The organism is Chryseobacterium sp. SIMBA_038, assembly GCF_046535115.1.
In the GTDB taxonomy this organism is placed as follows: domain Bacteria; phylum Bacteroidota; class Bacteroidia; order Flavobacteriales; family Weeksellaceae; genus Chryseobacterium.
The window spans coordinates 772,653-790,918 of the sequence record NZ_JAWRXH010000001.1; the positions used below are offsets into that span (position 1 = coordinate 772,653).

General features: G+C 33.8%; 11 protein-coding genes. 5 read left to right on the plus strand and 6 right to left on the minus strand.

The genetic code is table 11. From position 1 onward, the window contains the following. Nucleotides 1-381: 381 nt before the first annotated feature. From metE to SB689_RS03605, 4 genes are all read left to right on the plus strand, one after another. Nucleotides 382-2,697, plus strand: a complete 2,316-nt coding sequence (gene metE / locus SB689_RS03590) for a 5-methyltetrahydropteroyltriglutamate--homocysteine S-methyltransferase (protein WP_410690759.1) — start codon at nucleotides 382-384, stop codon at nucleotides 2,695-2,697. 123 nt (nucleotides 2,698-2,820) lie between these two features. Next, complete coding sequence (locus SB689_RS03595) at nucleotides 2,821-3,879, plus strand: DUF262 domain-containing protein (RefSeq protein ID WP_410690760.1); 1,059 nt, start codon at nucleotides 2,821-2,823, stop codon at nucleotides 3,877-3,879. A gap of 2 nt (nucleotides 3,880-3,881) precedes the next feature. Next, nucleotides 3,882-4,508 carry a hypothetical protein gene (locus SB689_RS03600; protein ID WP_410690761.1) on the plus strand — a complete coding sequence of 209 codons (627 nt, stop codon included), beginning with the start codon at nucleotides 3,882-3,884 and terminating at the stop codon, nucleotides 4,506-4,508. 176 nt (nucleotides 4,509-4,684) lie between these two features. Continuing rightward, a complete protein-coding gene (locus SB689_RS03605) occupies nucleotides 4,685-5,131 on the plus strand; it encodes a KTSC domain-containing protein (protein WP_410690762.1) in 447 nt (148 codons plus the stop codon). A 435-nt stretch (nucleotides 5,132-5,566) separates the two neighbouring features. Here SB689_RS03605 and SB689_RS03610 read toward each other — a convergent pair whose 3' ends face one another. The 4 genes from SB689_RS03610 to SB689_RS03625 form a co-directional block, all read right to left on the minus strand. Next, a complete protein-coding gene (locus SB689_RS03610; RefSeq protein ID WP_410690763.1) occupies nucleotides 5,567-8,755 on the minus strand; it encodes an efflux RND transporter permease subunit in 3,189 nt (1,062 codons plus the stop codon). A 6-nt stretch (nucleotides 8,756-8,761) separates the two neighbouring features. Next, entirely contained in the window at nucleotides 8,762-9,823 is a 1,062-nt protein-coding gene (locus SB689_RS03615) for an efflux RND transporter periplasmic adaptor subunit (protein WP_410690764.1), read from the minus strand. 9 nt (nucleotides 9,824-9,832) lie between these two features. Further along, nucleotides 9,833-11,185 (minus strand): TolC family protein, encoded by a 1,353-nt coding sequence (locus SB689_RS03620; RefSeq protein WP_410690765.1) that lies wholly within the window; start codon nucleotides 11,183-11,185, stop codon nucleotides 9,833-9,835. A gap of 87 nt (nucleotides 11,186-11,272) precedes the next feature. Next, on the minus strand, nucleotides 11,273-11,866 hold the full coding sequence (locus tag SB689_RS03625; protein WP_410690766.1) for a TetR/AcrR family transcriptional regulator: 594 nt from the start codon (nucleotides 11,864-11,866) through the stop codon (nucleotides 11,273-11,275). A 182-nt stretch (nucleotides 11,867-12,048) separates the two neighbouring features. On the opposite strand from SB689_RS03625, the gene SB689_RS03630 reads away from it, so the two are divergent. Then, nucleotides 12,049-16,068: a T9SS type B sorting domain-containing protein gene (locus SB689_RS03630; protein WP_410690767.1), complete on the plus strand. Its 4,020-nt coding sequence runs from the start codon at nucleotides 12,049-12,051 to the stop codon at nucleotides 16,066-16,068. A gap of 39 nt (nucleotides 16,069-16,107) precedes the next feature. Here SB689_RS03630 and SB689_RS03635 read toward each other — a convergent pair whose 3' ends face one another. Both SB689_RS03635 and SB689_RS03640 read right to left on the minus strand, forming a co-directional pair. Next, nucleotides 16,108-16,932, minus strand: coding sequence for a S1 RNA-binding domain-containing protein (locus SB689_RS03635; protein ID WP_410690769.1), 825 nt, complete (start codon nucleotides 16,930-16,932; stop codon nucleotides 16,108-16,110). Nucleotides 16,933-17,334: 402 nt separating this feature from the next. Then, on the minus strand, nucleotides 17,335-18,192 hold the full coding sequence (locus SB689_RS03640) for a DUF4476 domain-containing protein (RefSeq protein ID WP_410690771.1): 858 nt from the start codon (nucleotides 18,190-18,192) through the stop codon (nucleotides 17,335-17,337). Between the last annotated feature and the right edge of the window lie 74 nt (nucleotides 18,193-18,266).

Sequence of the window (18,266 nt, forward strand, 5' to 3'; positions counted from 1 at the left end):
ATACTTTTGAACGTATTTTGGTTTAAAATTTTAAATTGAATTTTAACTTGATTGAATTTTTAAACGCAAAGATTTTTTATGATAGCTTCTTATTTTTAGGGAGCAAAGAATTGCGACTTTGTCGCTGATGAAGCTTATGTTTTATACACCAGCTTCTTAAAATCAATTTATTGATTCTTCTTTGCCCGCTTAAATAATATAGAAAATTGAATTAAAACTTTGCGTCAAAAAAAATAAAAAATGTTAAGCCAATTCTTTTATTTAAAGAAAAAATTACGTCCTCACTGTATCTACTCTATTCCATAAATTCTTTTCCTCGATAGCATTTCGAAGTGTCTGAAGAACTTTTAAAATCAAATTTAATTTAAAAGTTTAAAAGAAATGCAAACACACTTACTAGGCTATCCGCGTATTGGTAGCAACAGAGAACTTAAAAAAGCTTGTGAAAACTATTGGTCAGGCAAGATCCCTTTAGACGAATTGTTGGAAGTTGGAAAAACCACCACTCACCAAAATTGGAAATTACAGCAGGAAGCAGGAATTGATCTTATTCCATGTAATGATTTTTCATATTACGATCAGGTTTTGGATATGACGTTAACGGTTGGAGCAATTCCGGAACGTTATCAGGAAATTGCTCTCAAAAAATCTGAACTTGACCTTTATTTTGCAATGGCAAGAGGTTTCCAGAAAGATGGATTGGATATCACCGCCATGGAAATGACCAAATGGTTTGATACCAATTATCATTACATCGTTCCTGAATTTCAGAAAAATCAGGAGTTTAAATTATTTTCCAACAAAATTATTAAAGAATTCATCAGCGCAAAACAGGCGGGAATCAATGCAAAGCCTGTTATTATCGGTTTATTGACGTATTTATTGTTAGGAAAGGAAAAAGAAGAAGGTTTTGACAAATTAGATTTAGCACAAAACTTACTTCCCGTTTATATTCAGATTTTAAAAGAACTTGAAAATCATGGTGCAGAATATATTCAGTTTGATGAGCCATTTTTAGCTTTAGATTTAAATGAAAAAGCGAAAGAAACATATCAGTTTATTTATGCTGAAATCAGAAAACAATTTCCTAACCTGAAATTCATTGTAGCTACTTATTTTGATGGATTAAAAGATAATATTGCTTTGGCAAATTCCCTTCCTATCGATATTTTGCATATTGATCTGGTTCGTTGTCCTGAACAATTGGATGAAGTTTTAAATAATATCCCAACAACTTTAAGCCTTTCTTTAGGAATTGTTGACGGAAGAAATATCTGGAAAAACGACTTCCAAAACTCATTAAACATCATTAAAACTGCCATTCAAAAAATTGGTTCGGAAAGAGTTTTTATTGCACCGTCTTGTTCATTGCTACACTCTCCTTTTGACCTTGATTCTGAGAAAAATGAAGATATTTTATCACCTGAAATCAAGCAATGGCTGGCTTTTGCGAAACAGAAAGTTTATGAAATTGTTAATTTAAAAAAATTAGCTTCAGAAAATCCGGATTACAATGTTTTACAAGCTTTAGCTGAAAATAAAAAGGCGATTGAAAACCGTAAAACGTCAACCTTAATTCACAATCAGGATGTGAAAAACCGTGTTGATGTGACGACTGAAGAAGATGCGCAGAGGAATTCTCCGTTCAATATCAGGAAAGAAACACAGCAGGAAGTTTTGCAACTTCCTTTGTTCCCAACGACAACAATTGGCTCGTTTCCACAGACAAAAGAAGTGAGAACTTGGAGAGCAAAATTCAAAAAAGGAGAACTGAATGTCGAACAATACGACAATTTATTAAAACAGGAAACCGAGAGAACCATCCGTTGGCAGGAAGAAATCGGGATCGATGTCTTGGTTCATGGAGAGTTTGAGCGAAACGATATGGTGGAATATTTCGGGGAACAATTGGCAGGATTTGCGTTTACTCAAAACGGCTGGGTTCAGAGTTATGGAAGTCGATGCGTAAAACCGCCAGTAATTTTTGGAGACGTTCACAGACCGAATCCAATGACGGTTTATTGGTCTGAATATGCTCAATCTTTAACTCAAAAATGGGTAAAAGGAATGTTGACGGGACCTGTAACGATTCTTCAATGGTCTTTTGTTCGTGACGATCAACCTCGTTCATTGACTTGCAAACAGATTGCTTTGGCGATTCGTGATGAAGTGAATGATTTGGAAAAAGCGGGAATCAGAATTATCCAGATTGATGAACCGGCAATTCGTGAAGGTCTTCCGTTGAGAAAATCTGACTGGCAAAATTATCTAAAATGGGCCGTCGAAGCCTTTAGAATTTCGGCAAGCGGTGTGGAAGATGCGACACAAATTCATACGCATATGTGTTATTCTGAATTTAATGACATCATCCAAAATATCGCCGATATGGATGCCGATGTCATCACAATTGAATGCTCCAGAAGTCAGATGGAATTGTTGAATGCTTTTGCAGATTTCAAATATCCGAACGAGATTGGTCCGGGAGTTTATGATATTCACTCGCCGAGAGTTCCGTCCAAAGAGGAAATGATGGAATTGCTGAAAAAAGCACAAGCCGTGATTCCTGCACAGCAACTTTGGGTAAATCCTGATTGTGGCTTGAAAACCCGTCATTGGGATGAAACAGAAAAGGCGTTGATTGCGATGGTCAAGGCTTCGAGGGAAATGAGTAAGGAGTTTGCTTTGGAGACGCTTTAAAATTATTGATATTTGTTTTTTTCAGGAGCCTTTTGGGCTCCTGTTTTGAAAAATATTAACAAACTAAAAGTAATTTGTCTAGAACAAAAAAATAATATAAATTCGTTCAAAACTATTTTACACATGAAAAATTTTGATAGCAGAACATATAGTATCAATGATTTTCTAGAATGGCATGATAAAAAGCAATTACAATTATCTCCTAAATTTCAAAGAAAATCTGTTTGGACCGATGATGCTAGATCCTATTTAATGGATACTATAATAAGAGGTAAACCTATTCCAAAAATATTTATTCGCCAAACTCTAAATGTTGAAACTAGACAATCTATAAGGGAGGTTGTAGATGGACAACAAAGACTTAGAACGATACTTTCTTTTTTAAATGATGGATTTGCTATTAGTAAAAAACATAATGAAAAATATGGGGGTTATTATTTTAGCCAGCTAAATAGTGTTGATTCTGAAATTCAATCTCAAGTTTTAAATTATGAGTTAGCTGTTGATTTATTAGTTAATCTTCCCGATAAAGAAATTTTAGATGTTTTTAGTAGACTAAATTCATATGCTGTTGTATTAAATGATCAAGAAAAAATTCATGCAAGTCATTTTAGTGAATTTAAAATTATTGTTGATAGAATTTCTCATAAATATAATGATTTTTGGACTGAAAATAAACTATTAACAAATCAGAAAATACTAAGAATGGAGGATGCAACATTAGTTGCTGATTTAGTTATTGCAATGCTTGAAGGTATTCAATCAAAAAAACAAATAAAATCTTATTATAATAAATATGAGAAGACGTTTAGTTTTAATATTAACCAAATAGAAAAAGATTTTGATGATACAATCAATTTAATAAAAATTATATTCGATGAAGGATTAAAAAATACTGAATTTATGAGAATTCATTTATTTTACACTCTATTTACTTCATTCTATCATATTTTATTTAAACTAAGAGATTTTGACTTAGTTGCAAATAATATTAATAATAAAAATCTCGAAAGAATAAAATTAGAATTGACTAATCTGAGTGAAATTTTCGATTTAAAAATTATTACCCATCTAACTCCGGAAGAAATTCAATTTCTAAATGATAGTCGTAGAGCAACTACTGATACAAAAATAAGGACTAGACGAACAGAATTTATTATTAACAAAATAAATTCTATTTAAATATGGGTTTAAATCAAAATTTATTAGATTTTAGAACGTCTATAGCAGAATTAAATCAGCATATCTCATTTGCACATACAAAGTATAGAAATGGAAGTTATAAAATTTCATCACGAAATTTAAGAGAATTTATTGCTGAATCTGCATTTTTAAGAATTTTTATAGCTTGGGAGACTTTTATTGAAAAATGTTTTATCGATTACCTTATAAATGAGGAATCTATAACAAACAATAGACCTGCGAAATGGGCTACACCTATTAATGCTAATCATGCTAATGAAATAATAATTGGAAATCAAAAACATATGGATTGGTCTAATCCCGATAATATAAGAAAAATAAGCAAAATTTTTTTTCATCAAGGTTATGTTTTCGATACAGCAATTGGAGCTATTAATGTAGATCTCTTAGATATGAAAACTATCAGAAATTCCGCAGCTCATCTATCTTCTACAACAGCATCAAAGTTAGACGGATTAGCTTTTAGAATATTAGGTATTACAGTGACAGGTTATAGTGCTTATAAATTACTTTTTTCAAATGACCCAAGAAGTGCAACAATAAAGACAGTTTTAGAAAGATATATAGAATTACTTGATATAGCTGCTGAAGAAATTGCAAATGGCTAATAAAAAAAACGTATTAAAAATAATGTTGTTTTTCTGTTAATTAGAAGTTGTTATCTTAATTAAGAGTGTCGGAGTTCAAACACATTCTCTCCCACCAAATAAATTAATACTGAATAACTTACGGTTTTTTAAATTAAAAAGCTTAATTTTGCACCCCGAAATAAGGATTATATAGTATGAAAAGAGTTGGTGAGCACAGAAAGCTTCTTGGGGTTGATAAAACCGTTACGTTGAAAGAATTAAAAACAATTTACAGGAATACGATGAAAGATACGCATCCTGATAAATTTGTGAATGATGAAGCTGGCAAACTGGAAGCTGAAGAAAAAAGCAAAACAATCATTGAAGCGTACCACTTTTTGGTGAGTATCAACCCAGAAACGCAGGAAAAATATAAAGAAGAATATACTGAAACGATCACAAAATCTAATATTCAGGATTTTTATTTGGAGAAATCTATTTTGAAAGTTCAGCATTTGAATGGGAAAATGTTTGAATATATTGGAGTTCCAAGAAATACCTATATCAAAATGGTGAATGCAGATTCTCCAAGCCGTTTCGCAAGAAGACACATCTATGGAAATTTTATCTTTAGAAAGTCTGGTGAAGTGATGGCTGATTAATTTTTTCAGCATAAAAAAATAAGGAAAGCTTTCGATTTATTTCGGAAGCTTTTTTGTTGCCCAAAAGATTACTTTTTTATAAGTTACTCAGTTGAATAAGTTCATTATTTCATCTTTCGAGGTTCTATACTTATCTTTTGAGGTTCTGAAACCATCTGATGGAGTTCAAGACTCGTCCTGAGTGGTTACGAACACAAAAATATAGGTCTAACAAGTTAAAATTTGAGGTTTAGGATATGAAATTTGAGGTTCCGAACCTGTTTTTTAGGTTGAATAACCTCATCGGATATATCTTTAACGTTTCGGCAGGAGTTCACAAATCTTCAATACATATATTTTAATTCGTGAGATTGCTTCTTCGCTTTGCTCATCGCAATGACGAAAAAAAAGCGTACCAATTCTGATACGCTTTTTCGGTTAATTAAGGTTGTTATATTAGTCTATGTGCTTCGGTGTAAAACCGTCTTCACTTAGTTCTTTATGTTCATATTCAGCCTTCATTTCAGCGTCGTAGTCTACTTTTTCACCTTTGCCCATTCTTCTCAAAATTGAATCAAATAATGAATAAACTACCGGTACAATGATCAACGTTAGGAATAATGATGATGTTAAACCACCGATAATTACCCAAGCCAATCCGTTGTTCATCTCCGCTCCTGCTCCTTTTGCAATTGCAATCGGGATCATACCGAAGATCATAGCAATCGTTGTCATCAGGATCGGACGAAGACGTGCGTGGTTCGCCTGAATCAAAGCATCATGCGTATTGGCACCTGCTTCTTTTCTCATATTCGCAAAGTCGACAATCATAATCGCGTTCTTCGCAACCAAACCAATCAACATGATCATACCCAACATCGTAAAGATGTTTAATGAATTTCCGGTAATGGCCAAAATTACCATTACCCCGATCAATGCCAAAGGAATTGAGAATAATACCACGAACGGATATACAAATGAGTCATATAATGAAACCATTACCAAGTAAACCAATACGATAGCCGCTAATAAAGCGATTCCCAACGTACCGAAACCTTCAGTCTGGTTTTCCATATCACCACTCCAAATATAGCTTACCCCTGCAGGTTTAGTCTTTTCATTGTCCATAAACTGAGCTGCCCATTCGTTGGCAACATCTCCTACAGGACGACCTACTACTTTAGATTTCACCTTTACAGAAGGCGCTTTATCTCTACGTTCCAATAAACTTGGTCCTGACCCCATTTTTACATCAGCAAACTGACTAAGTCTGATCTGCTGTCCCTGAGGATTTGTAAACATTAAGTTTCTTACATCATCAATTGACTGTCTGTTGGCATCACCAAAACGAATGTTGATATCATATTCATATTCTCCGGCTCTGAATTTTCCGTCTGTATTTCCACTGAATGCAGTCTGCATCGTTTGTCCTACACTTGAAAGATTTAAACCTAAAGAAGCCATTTTATCTCTGTCGATATTCACCTGTACTTCCGGGCTTCCAGAGTCAGTTGATAATTCAGCATCTACAGATCCCGGTACTTTTTTAAGTAATTCAAGAATTCTATTCGCTTCTTTATTTGCCGTTTCGTTATCCTGAGCTGTTACCACCATTTCGATTGGGGCATTATCTGCTCCCATTAATCCGATTGGTGCTGTTTTAAATTCAACTCCTGTGAATTTTTCTTCTAAAGCTCTCTTGATTTTTGCAGACTTGATATCTGTACTTTCATTACGTTCAGATTTATCAACTAAAATAACCTGAATTTCTGATTGATACAATGTAGCCTGTGCTCCACCAAAACCTGATGACTGCTGACCAACTGTTGTGATCATATCCACTACATCTTTATCATTTCTAAGGTATTTTTCAACCGCTAAGGTAACCTGATTGGTCTTTTCTACAGAAGCATCTTTCGGTAACTCCATCTGAACAAGGAACTGTCCTCTATCCATTTTCGGGAAGAATTCACCTCCGATAAATCCGAATGCTACCAACATGAATGAAGAAATCAAGATAATGAACGTTACGATCACTGTCACGATTCTTCTTAATGAAGTTTTCAACACCCACTCCAAAATTCCTGTGATCCAGTGTGTGAATTTTTCCAATTGCTTTTCAAACCAAAGGATAAATTTCTCAAAAGGATTTTTACCTGTTAAATGTACCAATTTACCATATCTTGAAGATAACCAAGGAATGATAGTAAATGAAGCTAATAATGAGAATAATGTCGCAATAACTACGGTTACACAGAACTGTGCCAAGATATCAGCTACCAACCCTGAACTCATCGCAATCGGTAAGAATACCACCACGATTACCAAGGTAATTGCCGTTACCGTAAATCCAATTTCTGAAGCACCATCGTAAGCTGCACGGATTCTGCTTTTCCCCATCTCCATATGACGGTAAACGTTCTCCAAAACTACAATCGCGTCATCCACAAGAATACCAACTACCAATGAAAGTCCTAATAAACTCATCAAGTTTAAGGTATACCCCATCAAGTACATTCCGATTACCGTTGCAATCAATGACATCGGGATCGAAACCATTACGATAAATGCGTTTCTGATGTTGTGAAGGAACAATAACATTACTACTGCTACCAGAATAATCGCTAAGAATAAATCGAAGATTACGTGGTCCGCAGCCTCAAGCGTAAAGTCTGTTGTATCATCTACAATATTAATTTTAACTCCCTGAGTTTTATAATTGTTCTGAACATCAGCAATTGTTTTCTGAATTAATTCTGAAACTGAAACTGCATTGGCATCAGACTGCTTTTTAACCTGAAGTAAAATCGTTGAATTCTGATTGTATCTCGCAACTTTTTCAATGTCTTTTTGAGTATCGAAAACGGTTGCAATATCAGACAAACGAACCTGAGCTCCATCTTTATTAGAAACTACAAGATTGTTCATCTCCTGAACATTTCTATACTTCCCTGAAAGTCTGATCGTAGATCTTGAAGTTCTCGTTTTCAAAGCTCCCGTCGGGAAATCTAAGTTTGAAGAAAGGATTGCCTGCTGTACATCTGCGATAGCAAGACCGTAACCCTGCATTTTCTTTTCATCTAAACTTACCTGAATTTCTCTCTCCTGTCCACCTACAAGGTCAACCTGAGCTACACCGTTTACACGGGAGAAAATAGGCTCTATTTTTTTATCTAAAAGGTCATAAAGATCTTTATTATTCAATTTATCACTTGAAATACTCAACGTCATGATCGGTAAATCATCCAATGAGAATTTTTGCAGTGATGGCGGATCTGCATCATCCGGAAGGTCTGCCAGAATAGCATTTACCTTTCTCTGAGCATCATTCAAAGCATAATTTACATCGGCACCGGTATTCAGCTGAACCATAATTACCGATAAACTTTCGTAAGATGAAGATTCTACCTTTTTTACGTTTTCCAGGGAACCAACGGCATCTTCAATTTTTCGGGTTACCGAAGTTTCCACCTCAGCAGGTGAAGCTCCCGGATATACCGTAGAAATGGTTACCATATTGGTTTCAAACTTCGGAATCAACTCGTACCCCATCATGGAGTAACTTAATAAACCACCCAGCGTAAGTATCGTAAATAATACGATAACCAAGGACGGTCTTTTAATGGATATTTCTGCTAACTTCATCTTCTGTTACTTTACGATATTGATTTTCGAACCGTTATCAAGGTTAATCTGTCCGCTGGTAATTACCTGTTCGCCGCCATTCAGTCCGCTTAAGATCTGAATTTTATCGCCATAAACTTTTCCAGTCTGTACTTTGATAAGTTTAGCAGTTCCGTTGTTTACGATAAATAATTGTCCTGAACTTACTCCATTCACAAAAGCTTCTGCAGGAACTGTCAACATATTTTGAGTTTCGGCACCGTGGTTTGTTTTAAATGTAGCCGTTGCGTACATCCCTGCTTTTAGGTTTCCTCTGTTCTGAACTTCAATTTCAACAGGGAAATTTAAAGAAGCATCACTTTTAGGAGCAATAAATGTAATTCTACCGCTGAAAGAATCTTCAGGTAAAACATTAACATTAATTGGAACTTCCTGACCTAGTGCAATTCTTCCAATCTGGCTTTCGTCAACCAAAACTGAAAGTTTTAAGCTGTTAATATTAACAATTTCGAACATTGAAGTTCCTATAGAAACCACAGTTCCCGGTTCAACCATTTTTTTATTGATTGTTCCGCTGATTCCTGCACGAATGCTTGTGTCGTTTACTCTTACTCCCTGAGCTCTTACTGCAACCTGTGCATTTTTCAACTGTAATCTTGAATTATCCAGCTGTTGTTTAGTAACACCTCCTGTTTTATATGCGTTTTCGTAACGTTGGTTATCGATCACTGCATTTTGTAAGTTGTTTTGAGCCTGAGAAATGTCAACTTCGATCGCATCTCTTTTAATTGTTGCTAAAACCTGACCTGCTCCAACTCTTGAACCTTCTTTTACCAAAACGTTTACAATACGTCCTGCAATTTCAGAAGATTGATTCATCTCCTGCTTTGGAAGAAAAGTTCCGTTTGCAGTATAATCTGTATCGATATTTTCTCTTGCTACGGTTACAATGTTTACATTGATTTTGTCAACCTGCTTAGCAACTTCCTTTACTTCTGTTTCCTGTTTCTTTTTATTATCAGCAATTTTATATGCCGCTAAACCAACAAGTACAGCTGCCACGATGATATATATTAAAGTTTTTTTCATTATAGTTTATTATGGGTTTTGTAATGTGTTTAATTCTCCTTTAGCTTTAATTAGCTTAATTTCAGCTTGTTTATAATCCAGCAATGCATTTGAATAGTTCTGTTTTGCCTGCGTTAAAGCATTTTCAGCATCAAGAACTTCAGTAAGTGTCGCTAAACCGTACTGATAGTTAGACTGCGTGTTTTTCTGAACTCTTTCAGCCAAACCTACATTGTCTTTCATGCTTTCGATATTGATTAATGCATTTTCCATATTGGTGATTGCATTTTTATAATCTAAACTTAAGCTTAACTGTGTATTCTGAATATCCACATCAATATCCTGAATATCTATTTCAGCCTGATTGATCTTTGCTTTTGTAGCACCACCCGTGAAAATCGGAATGTTTACATTTAAACCAATCGCTGAATAATCGCTCCAAAGAACTCCGTTGTTAAGACCGTTTGTAAGAGGGAATTTTGCTCCCTGACCGCCCCAGCCATAGTTTGCCACCAAATTTACTGTTGGATACAAATATGCTTCTGTCGCTTTTTTGTTGTATACAAGAAGCTCTCTGTTTTTTTGTAAAACTTTAACCTCTGTACGTTCGTCAAGATTGATATTACTTGCGATCAATTCCGGTTTTGGTTCAATCGTTTTTTCTTCCAGCTCAATATCCGTCCCAATTGGAACACCCATATAAAACTTCAAAGCATTTTTTGAAAGTTCCACAGAGTTGATCAATGTTTGCTTATTTGAACCAATATTGGTTAACTGAACATTTGTACGATCTAAATCGATACCTTTTGCCAAACCGTTATCAACTAAACTCTTAATGACATTTCTTACTCTTTCAGTGTTTGCGTAACTCGCTTCTACCGTCTTCAAATTTTCTTCCTGTACAAAAACCTGGTAGTAAGCTGTTGCAACATTTTCGATAATCTGTTCGTTCGTCAACTGAGCATTCAAAACATAGAATTCTCTTGTTGATTTTGCAGCTTTAAGACCTGTGAAAACTCTTTGGTCAAAAATAGCCTGCTGAACCTGTACTGAAGCTGTTGAGCTCCAAGGTTGTCCCAGTTGGGCTCTGATTCTTTCTCCACCAAATTCAAGCAAAGATTCCTGAATGATCGGGTTATAAGTTAAACCCGCTGTAGCACTTATCTGTGGCAAAGCTCCGGCTCTGGCTTCGTCTATTTTATATTCAGCTTTTTTGATCTGTAAAGCAGCTTTTTTGGCTTCTGCTTTATTTTGAAGTGCCTGTTTAATAGCTTCCTGTAAGGAAACCTGCTGTTGTGCAGACACCGATGAAAAGCCGAAAATCATAAATGCAGCAGCTATCCCAATTTTTAGCTTATTTGCAGTTATATGTTTTCTTTTCATAATTTTATACTTCGTTTATTTTTTAATGTATATTATTCTCTTTATATCTATAAGTGACGAATCATTTCTTAAAATACTTTAACATATTTAGTTTTTAAACAACATATTTAAAATAATGTCTTTTCTTTCTGAAATAATTTTGTCAAATTCAATATCATTTAACATCAGATTCTCTAAAAATAACGGACGGGCCGCACTCGGGAATACCAATAGTGAAATCATATTCAAAAGAAACTGAACGGGTGCCATTTTTTCGATATTTCCCAATCCCATTTCTATTTCAATATCTTCGTAAAGTTTTTTCAAATCCTCTTCTTCTACATCTCTTGTATGGCAGCTTCCTTTGTTGATCTGTGAAACAATATAAGTTTCGAGATAAGGATACTGAAGACTTGTAGATAAACTTCCTTCGATAAACTCGGCTATTTTAGCTTTAAAAGGAAGGTCAGAAGTCATAATGATCTCAGATTTTTCCTTTTCTACTCTATGCGCTTCATCAAAAATTATCTGAATCAATTTGTCTCTTGAACGGAAATAATAATTAATCAGCGTTCTGTTGACTCCCGCTTCATCAGCAATTTCTTGCGTAGTAGCGTTAAATTTCCCTTTCACAAAGAATAAATTCTTTGCGGTCTCCTTTATTAATTCCTGTGTTTGATCTTTTTTTTCTTGTTTTGACATTTTTGTTAAACAATTTTGTGCAAATATAAACCAATCATCTGTTTTGACAAAATTGTTAAACAAAATAATTAATGAAAATTGTTATGATTTGCATCATGTTTTGAATCTTCAGTTAGAGATTAATTATACTTAACCTTTGATAAGCAGGCTGTTTTTATATCTTTGCCGAAAATTAATAACTGATGCGAAAAATTTTATTTCTTTTCACACTTTTTAGCTGTGTGCTTTTATTTTCCCAGAACAAATCTTTAAAAAATAATGAATATTTTTTCTACGAAAATAAAGGACAGGTCGTTGATCAGGACGGAAAAGAAAATGCCGATGTAAAGTACCTTTTCCACTCTGCCGGATTGAATGTACAGCTGCGCTCTAATGGGTTTTCTTATGATGTTTATCAATTAGAAAAAATAAAAGAAAATGACTCTAAAAAGACTCATAATTTATCTGATCAAAGGCAGGAAAAGATAAAATATAAATATCATCGAATTGATATAGATCTCGTTAATTCTAATCTTAATACAGAAATTATTGCCGAAGATCGATCTCCCGATTATGAAAATTTTTATAACATTCCGAGTAAACCTAATGGAGTAACCAATGTTCATAGATTTAAAAAAGTAATTTATAAAAATATTTATAACAATATAGATCTTGTTTTTTTCAAACCAAAAGATACTTTAAAACCAATTGAATATAATTTTATTGTAAGATCAGGTGGAAAAGTTTCAGATATTAAAATGAAATTTAATGGTACGAAAACATCATTAAAAGACAATAAAATTATCATGAAAGTTCGCTTTGGAGAAATACAGGAAAACATTCCTCTTTCGTGGTTATTAGAAGATAAATCTAAAAAGGAAACAGCAATTAACTTTAAACAAATTGATGAAAATATTTACGGATTTATTGGTAAACAAGATGTATACAATAAAACTTTAGTTATTGATCCTGTACCAACACCTTTGTGGATTAAAAACCTATCAAATTGGGTATGGCATTCAGAATATGGATACTACAGAGTTTTAGCAAATTCTAATCAGGAAGTTTATACAAGTTTTACAACTATTGCAAGATATAATATAGCTACCAGCACTTATACTGTAATGGATTTTGATTCTCAAAACTATGGATATGTCTCAAAATTTGATGTTTCAGGAAATAAAATATGGGGAACATATATTGGAAATCATCATAATAGCGGGGATGAAACAAATGTATTAAAAGATATTGTAGTTAACAGCAACAATGATATATATGCTGTAGGCTATGCAAGAGATACACAAGCTGGAACAAATACTATTACAACTCCAGGAGCTCACAAAGAACATTCATCATATGTGAATCAGTTCTATCAATCTGATAATACGGATGCTTTTATTGTAAAATTAAATGATAATGGTACGAAAATTTGGGGAACTTATTTTGGAGGAGACTATTTTGACGCTATTAATTCTTTAGTTCTTGATTCTAATGAAAATTTAATATTAGCAGGTATTACGGCAGGTAATAATGGGATCGCAACTTCTAATGCTGCAATTTCAACCAATCTATATTTATATAATGGAACAGCATTTTTAGCAAAGTTTACACCCAACGGACAACAACTCTATGGCTCATATTTCAATTTAAGATATGGAATAAAAAAAATAGCAAAAGATGACACAGGCAATATATATGTAGCCGGAGACGTACATAGAGATTATAATAACAGTGGACCTGGAACATCAGGAACTCACCAACAAGCTGTTATAGGAGAATCAAACGCATATTTAGCAAAGCTAAATGGCAATCTTCAATTATTATGGGGAACTTATTTTGGTGGGAAAAACGGATATGGACTTCAGGCTAATTCTAATGAAGGAAGAACATCTTCAAGAGATTTAAAAATAGATAAAGACAATAATATAATTCTTTTAGGAAATACGGATGCTCATGAAAAAATTTCAACGCCTGGAACCCATCAGACAACTCGTACATCAAATCTTGGAAACGATATATTTTTAACAAAGTTTAATTCGAGTGGAAATCAAATCTGGGGTACTTACTATGGAGCTACAACAACTAATGCTGTAGATGATGACCAAGCTTTGGGGCTTTCTATAGATGATAATAACAACCTTGTATTTGCTGGACAAACATCAAACAACGCTCAAATCGCTACGCCCAATGGATTCTTACCTAACAATGGAGGTGGTTACCATTCAGGCTTTTTCACAAAGTTTAGCACCTCAGGAAGTCAAATTTGGGGATCTTATTTTTATCGAGCAATACATTCTATTTTTGCAAAAAGTAACAATATTTATACTTTAGGTGGGGCTAATACAACTAATAATTTTGCAAAATTTTATGATTGCGCTGCAGGAATTTCTGCAACCTCAAACTCTCCAGTCTGCAACAATTCAACAATCCAATTAATCGCTACAGGTGGAACCACATACAATTGGACAGGGCCTAACGGATTTACATCAAATCTTCAAAACCCTATAATTCCAAATGCTACAGCAGCGAATGCAGGAACATATACTTGCCAAATCACAGGAAGTGGAGCTTGTGACGGAAGCTTTACAGTAAATATTGTAGTTGGTGACAATGTTGCACCAGTTCCAAATATTGCAGTTCTTGCAGATATTACAGGAGATTGTCACACTATAGTTTCCAACTTCCCGACTGCAAACGATAATTGCGCGGGAACAATTACTGCAACGACTACAGATCCACTTTCTTATACAATTCCGGGAACCTATATTATTCACTGGACTTATAACGATGGAAACGGAAATACTGCAACGCAAAATCAAAATGTGATTGTAACTTCTCCTGCACTTCCGACAAGTAATTTAACTCAAACATTTTGTGCTACCAATCAACCCAAAATATCAGATATCCAAATTACAGGGCAAAATATCAAATGGTATGATGGAGCTAATACCATTTTGCCAGCAACAACTCTTCTGGTAAATGGACAGACTTATTACGCTTCACAAACTATAAATGGCTGCGAAAGTAATAAGATTGGTATCCAGGTTACGGTAAACAATACTCCGAAACCGACAGCAAATATTACACAGGATTTCTGTGCTTCGGCAAATCCTACTTTGGCAAATTTGGTGGTAAACGGAACTTCTTTACTATTTTACAATGCTGCCGGAAATATTTTACCCATAACAACTCCACTTGTTCATGGACAAACTTATTTTGTTACTCAGACCTTAAATGGATGTGAGTCTGAAAAACTGGCTATTGCTGTTACACTTTCAACCAATAATGTTCCTGCACATGATTTTACGGATACATTGTGTAATTCGACAACGGCAAATACAATGACTGTAAACCTTCATTCTTATGAAGATGACATCATTAATAATCCGAATAACTATATTTTCACTTACACAGATAATACGGGAAATATTATTACCAATCCATCTGGTTATGTTTTAAATATCGGAACAACAATTATTCATGTGAAAGTTGCTACAGCAGACGGTTGTTTTATCGTTGTAAGATTAAATATATCGCTTAATCCAAAACCTCAGATCAAGCTTCCTGAAAGTATTGAATTCTGTAAAGGTAAAACGGTAACATTAGACGCTGGAAGCGGTTTTGCATCCTATTTATGGAATACCGGGGCAACGACTCAAACAATCACCGTTTCAACTCCGGGAATTTATTCTGTAAAAGTGACGAATAACTTTGGATGTGAAGACATAGATACGATTGAGGTGAAATATTCGATTCTTGCTGAAATTGTTTCTGTAAACATCAATAACAACACTGCAACGGTTATTCTTTCTGCAACCGGAAATTATGAATATTCCTTGGATAATTTTATCTGGCAGGATTCTAATGTTTTCAATAATCTGACTATTGGAGAATACAAAGTATATGTAAGAACCAAAGGCGGATGTATTATTGGTGAAAAGAATTTTTCGATTTTTAATATTCCGAATGCTATAACTCCAAACGGAGACGGGAGAAACGATAAATGGAAAATTGTCGGACTTGAAAATTATCCAGGAACTGAAATCAATCTTTACGATCGAAGAGGTCTTCCAGTTTTCAAAGAAATCATCTCTAAAAAACCTCTTGAATGGGACGGAAAATTAAACGGAGCTCCACTACCTACAGGAAATTACTGGTATACCATAAAAGTTTCTGATGGAAGAATTTACACAGGTTGGTTACTGATTAAAAACAGGGATTAAACATAATAAAAGGAGCAGAAAATTCTGCTCCTTTTTATTTTACACTAATTTGATTTTATCATCTAAGATCTCAACGATCTTATCTTTATATAATCCGCCAAGGGCTTTTTTAAAGTTCTTTTTACTCATTTGAAGTGCATCCTGGATCTCTTCCGGAGTAGATTTATCAGACAGATAAAGTAAACCGTAATTATCATTTAATTTATCCAAAATCTTTTGTTTGAACTCGTCAATGTTTTCAAAACCTTCGGGCTGTAGAGAAACATCAATTTTTCCATCTTCTCGGATTGCTTTGATGTAGCCTTTTTCCTCAGATAACGGGTATAATTTTTTGAAAACATCAGAAGTATAAATCAGTCCGATATATTTTTTGTTGATCACAACATTCCATCCCAATTCACTTTCGTTCATTAAAATCAGATCTACTTTATCTCCTTTTTGGAAAGGCAGATCTTCATACTGAGGATTTCTTTTGAATGTTGTAGTTCCTGTGATCAAATCCAGCCTTTCATCAACATACAGATAAACTAGGTATCTTTTTCCCTCAAGAATTTTAGACTTCTGTTGTTTGTACGGAATGAAAAGATCTTTAATAATTCCCCAATCCATAAACGCACCACTTGGAAGACTCTGTACACAGCCCATTACAGCAAACTCTCCTACTTCTGCTAATGGAGTTTCCGTAGTTGCTTTTAATTTATTATCATCCTGATATACGAAAACTTCAATTTCTTCATCGATTTCTTTTTCTTCATGAACGAAAATTTTAGGCAAAAAAGCTTTTTCACCAGATTCGTCCGTTAATATTAATCCAGAACTTGTTTTTTCTGAAATTTTTAAAGTTTGAGTTTTCCCTAATTGCATTAATGATAAAATTAAGCCACAAAGGTACGGAAAATAATTGCTAATTTTTGAGTGAGTGTGTTTGAGAGTTTTAGAGTTGGAGCTTCAAAAAAGCGATCATTATAATTAAAACAGTCTTATTTTTTAATTATAAACTTGTTTAAACTTTTTATTAAACCACAAAAGATACAAAAGATTAAAGTATTAGTATTTAAGTTAACCAATAAACCGTACATTAAGATCACATTAGCTTAAAAAATCAAATATTTTTTAATTCTTTTGAGAACTTTTCAAAACAATTAAATTTTAAATTATCAATATCTTTTGTTTCTTTTGTGGTTAAAATAAACAGGTTTAATGATTGAAAATATCCTACTAAACAAAAAAGAGAAGTAAATTAACTTCTCTTCATTTTTTATCTTATTATTTAGCTATAAATTCCCTCAGCTCGCGCTTACTGCTTTCGTAGTCAAAGGCATCGCTTACCAGAAAATATTTATTTTTATCTACACATTTACTGTACATAGATTTTGCCAGCATAAGTTTATTTTTATCAAAACTTATTGACTTCACAAGATCTCTGATTTGTTCAGAAGTAAACTGTGAACTGCGCATCTGTTGGTTGACCAAGGCAATTTTCCCATCATCAAATCGTTCTCTTTGAAACATTGCAAAAAACTGTCGGAAAGTATTATTATCCATCACATTTCCTGAATTATTCCAATTTCCTGATTGATTATTTCCGTACAGATCATTCCAAACATCATTCCAGTCATTAAAACCGTAAGACTGGCTTTGAACCGGATATGAATCTAATAAATACAACCCATTATTGGTGAAAAAATCAAGCACTAATCTGTTATTATTTCGAAGCTGTAAAGTTGTTCGATAAATTAAAAATCCATTATCATAAATCGAAATTGGAACTCTACCCGACTGTAAATCAAAAAAACGATACTTTCCGGAATTGTTTGAAATCATCTGATCACCAAGTTCAACCGTGAAATATCCCATTTCAGGAATTCTTAGAAAAACTTCTGAATACCCATAATTTTGATTCCATTGATAATTAGGGTTTCTTCCTTTATTATTTTGATTATTCGGATTTCTAAAACCAGAATTATTTGAGTTATTATTTCTATTATCGAAACCTCTTGTTTTTGTTGACTGCATTTCTGTAGTAGAAGCTTCATTTCTTAAAAGCTCTCCCGCCTTTCCTGCTTCCTGTGCAAATGAATAAATTCCCGCAAAAAGCATCAAACCAATAAAAATATTTTTCATACCTAAATTTATTAGGTCAATTTCCATTTTTATGCCAAAAAAAAGAGAAACCAAAAATGATTTCTCTTTTATAT